Raw genomic sequence first — 4,195 nt, 5'->3', positions numbered from 1 at the left:
GGATTCCACCCGCTGGCCGCTGGTCAGGATCGCGCCGACAACCACTGCGCCAAGCGCGAGCAGGCCGGCCTTTTCGAGATCGCTCAAGCCGGTGTCGCGTTGCACCCGGACCGGCTCGTCTGACTCCTGGGTGCTGATCGCCTCGCCGTCCGCGTCCGCATCCCGGCTCCATTCCCGAAACTCTTCGCTGCTGGAGCGCTGGTCGCGCTCGGTGACGGTTTCGGTCGTCACTTCGGCCTGCGCCTCGGTCTCGACATCGGTCTCGGCCGCGAGTGCGGCGATACCCTCGGAGGTCAGCGCATCGACACAGACGAGCGCCCCGTCGGAGCCGATCACCTCGGCCGCGCAGTCTTCGGCAATGGATGCCGACCGTGAAGGTGTTTCGGTTGCCGTTTCCGTGTCGGTATCTTCATCGCGTTCGGCGGCGCGGGCCTCGGCGTCGGCCTCAGCCTCGGCCTCTGCTTCGGCCTGGGCGGCGGCGTCAGCTTGAGCCTGTGCATCAGCTTGTGCATCGGCTTCGGCTCGCGCATCGGCTTCAGCCTCAGCTTGCGCCTCGGCGTCAGCCTCAGCCTCATCTGCGGCCTCGGCACGCTCCAGTTCCAGTTTCAGGGCCTCGGCCTCTGCTTCGGCCTGAGAGGTGGCGTCTGCCTCAGCTTGCGCCTCTGCCGCGGCTTGCGCCGCAGTCTCGGCCTCCTGCGCGAGCCGCGCGGCGGTATCGGCCGCTTCCAGGGCTTGCGCTTCGGCTTCGGCGGCAGCCCGTGCCAGTTCCGCGGCCTCGGCTTCGGCCTCGGCCTTCACGGCGTCATCGGCTTCGATCGCGGCTTGTTGCGCGGCCTCGGCCGCAATCGCGGCTTGTGCGGCGGCGTCAGCCGCGGCCTCTGCCTCCAGCTCTGCCTCAAGTGCCTGGATATGAAGCTCGCAGGCGGCCGCGTCGAGGATCATGGCCTCGGCACAGATCTCCTCGAACGAGCGGATGTCGGCGTTCGCCAAACGATTGAGCTGCCCCGTGGCCGACACGTTCGCCCCGGCGCTGGCGCCCGAACTGGATTGCGTCAACGCCGGAAGGGGCTGCAAGAGCGACAGCACCGCGACAATGGCAGTGGTTGCCTTGAGAGATCTGGAGGTCATGTCGTTACCTTTCCTGAATTGTTGCGGCTTCCCCGGTAACCACTGTCGCCGACCGAGTGGGCTGTGCCGGTTTCCGGTCGGAATCCGGCGCTTCAATGAGCACGGCACCGAACCAACGCTCGCGACAGGTGTCGCGTCTTATGGCTTGATTACCCTGAAACGACTCTCTCGAGACTGATACAGGTTTGCCTCCCGCAATACTTTCGCACGCGCGGGACACTTCCGCGCCGCGGTACAGGGGAAACTGCGGCAGCGAAGGACCGGCGAATTGCAGATAACATTTGGCCGTGCCTGCCAGCACCGATCGGGCCCTCGACTGAGCTAATGCCGTCGGATGGGGGCAACTACCATATCAGTTCACACCTGGGGTGCCACTGTTGACGCCGCGGACATTACACCACATGCCCGAACACCAACTGACCTTACTCAAGGCCTGTTGAGATAAAGGCAGCAAGGTTTGCGATATCTTCGTCTGATAACTCTGCCGCCACTGGACGCATCAGAGCGGAATTCGGCCCGATCGTTTCGCCAGCACGGTATCGCACAAGCTTGCCCGAGATGTACTCGGCATTCTTGCCTGCGATCGAGGGGAAGCTTGCCATGCCACGCCCCGCGCGCCCGTGACACTGGGCGCAGGAATCTGCAAACATCGATTCTCCGGTAGCAATATCCCCGGCTTCGATGCTTGCAGCTGGGTTCACAAGCGACCACTCACCGCCAAAGGCCTCGACTTCATGGCCCTGTGGTGCCTCCGCGCCCTCGTCACGCGCAAAATAGTAAAGCGGCATGCCGTCATACGTCACGACCTGCTGGGAGTCGTGCTCGGTCGTGCCCAGCAGCGAAGCGTCCGCGCCCTCGCCGGCCAGCGGCTCACTGGGCGTTGTCACGGGCGGCCAGGCTTCAAGGCAGTCCGTGCTGGTGCAGGACATTTCCGCTTCCTGCTCTTCCGATGCGCGAGTGTCGGTCGAGAAGATATAGACAGGTCGGTCCTGATCATCCGTCAGGTATTGGTCTGGCTTTTCGCTTTTCGCGACGTCTATGGTGATGCTGTCTGATGCGAAGGCAGGCGTCGCAAGCATGAGGATGGCGACCGTGCTGGTCAGAACTTTCATGACAAGGCTCCCTTGGTCATATCTCGATTCAGCGCGATTCCGGAACCAGGCACACCTTTCGCGCGCAGAGCACAGGCGCAAAGAGGTATTCGGCACACCTGCCCTTGCTGAAGCGTCGATGAAATGCGGTCGGGTGGCGCAGCCGCACTGCCCGGAGGGCAGTGCGGCGTTTGTTGGTGTCACTCTGCGACGATGCGGTAGATGTCGCCCTCGTCGATGGCGGCATAAAGGGCGCCGTCCGGCCCGAGCACCAGCGCGCGGAAGCGGCCCGGGTTCATGGGCAGGTCCATCTCGGTCACGTCATGGACCGACAGTCCATCTTCGGCGATGTCGATCACGTCGATCCGCTGGCCGACGGGCGTGCCGCCGAAGCCGATGCCCATGAAGCCGACGGCCATGCGGCCTTCCCAGTCGCCCCACTGCGCATCGGTCAGGAACACGTTCGAGGTCATGCCCTGCGACAGCCCGTTATTGTTCCAGGCCGGTGGCATGGCGTCAGGGTAGGTCTCGAAGTCGGTCATCGGCATGTAGGCCGCGCGCTCTGCCGGATCCATCGCGTCCATCTGCCCGGGTTCATAGCCGCAGTAGCCATCGGGGCAGTCGCTGCGCCCGGCCATGTTGGGGCGCGGATCCCAGCCGCCATTGCCGCCCGGCACCAGCGCGGTGATCTCGTCCGAGTGCCAGGGCCCGTGCTCTGCCGTGATCGGCTGGCCGGTTTCAGGGTGGAAGGCGATACCCTGAACATTGCGATGCCCATAGGTGAAGATACGCGGGTCAAAGCCTTCGGGCGCATTGTTGCCCTCAGCGGCATTGCCGTCGCGGTCGATGCGGATCACCTTGCCGCCAAGCAGTGTCGGGCTTTGCGGCACCTCGGCATTGTGGTTGTCGCCGGTGGTCAGGTATAGATAGCCGTCCGGACCGAAGCGGACGCGCCCGCCATTATGCGCGCCAGGACCACCGAAGGGTTGATCACTGGCCTCTGGCTTGTAGGGAACGCTATCTATCAGGTCGGTGCGGTCCGCCACTTCGGAAAGTTCCTCGTTGACTGTGAACCGCATCAGGCGATTGGTGCCTGGCGCCGTCATGTTTGACGTAGAGTAGACATAGAGCAAGCGGTTGTCATCGAACTCGGGATCGACAGCGACACCCATCATCCCGGCCTGACCCTCGCAGAACAGATCGTCCGCGGTGCTGTCATAGCCTTCGGAGTCGCCCATGCCCAGCAGGTGGTTCACCTCGCCATCGGGTAGCAGCACCGACAGCCCATCACATTTTTCGGTGAAGAACATGGTCCCGTCGGGCAGGAACGCCATATCCCACGGCTCCGCGAGGCCCGACAATACAGTGGTATAGCTCAGAGTTGGGGCATGGCTGTCAGAGAGCGCGGCTGTCGGCAGAATGGCAACCACGGCTGCGGCCATGATCGCGCCGGCTGGCGTCGTTGTACGCAATTGAGACATAATGATTCCTCCCTAGGTGGGGTATCAACCCCGATCGTGTTTCAGTGACGGGCAAACAACTGCCTCCCACAGCAAGGGAGACACGTTCACTCAATAGCGAACGCCAACCGCGCGCGAGCCGTTCCATGCGCGGGTCAACTGTTCTGCCGGCACCTCGAGAAGGCAGGCGATCCGTTCGGCGACGAACCTGTATTCCCCAAGCGAGCTTTTGGTCGCCGCCGAGTCCGCCCAGTGACTTGATTCAACGGATTGACTTGCGGTTCCTTTTGAAAGAGCGGACGAAGCACCATGCGCACCCGCGCACGCCGACCGGGGCCTCTGATGATGGGTTGGGTAGCGCTGCTCTGTGTGATCGCCCTCGCGCCCCCGGCTGTCAAAAGGCGGTTTGCAGCAAAATGAATGCTGAACTCAAATTGGCAACGAAAGTCAGTCTGAACTGATGCGGTGGATGCCCCCACCCAGCGGCATCTCGTATGCCATGATGGTTCCGTTGGA

The 4,195-nt window shown here is 63.2% G+C and carries 2 protein-coding genes and 1 pseudogene; all 3 read right to left on the bottom strand.

The window, feature by feature from the left end; all coding sequences use genetic code 11:
- Positions 1–1,128, bottom strand: a pseudogene (locus DQ229_RS16405) (hypothetical protein); the annotation flags it as partial.
- 422 nt (positions 1,129–1,550) lie between these two features.
- On the bottom strand, positions 1,551–2,240 hold the full coding sequence (locus DQ229_RS16865; RefSeq protein ID WP_238381109.1) for a c-type cytochrome: 690 nt from the start codon (positions 2,238–2,240) through the stop codon (positions 1,551–1,553).
- A 179-nt stretch (positions 2,241–2,419) separates the two neighbouring features.
- The gene (locus DQ229_RS14365; RefSeq protein ID WP_114966958.1) at positions 2,420–3,700 is read right to left on the bottom strand and encodes a PQQ-dependent sugar dehydrogenase; all 1,281 of its coding nucleotides are present in this window, start codon (positions 3,698–3,700) and stop codon (positions 2,420–2,422) included.
- Between the last annotated feature and the right edge of the window lie 495 nt (positions 3,701–4,195).

The sequence above is a fragment of the Alkalilacustris brevis genome (genome assembly GCF_003350345.1).
Taxonomy (GTDB): Bacteria; Pseudomonadota; Alphaproteobacteria; order Rhodobacterales; family Rhodobacteraceae; genus Alkalilacustris; species Alkalilacustris brevis.
Note: the sequence above shows the minus strand (reverse complement) of the source record. Positions and strands in the feature narration are given on the sequence as shown.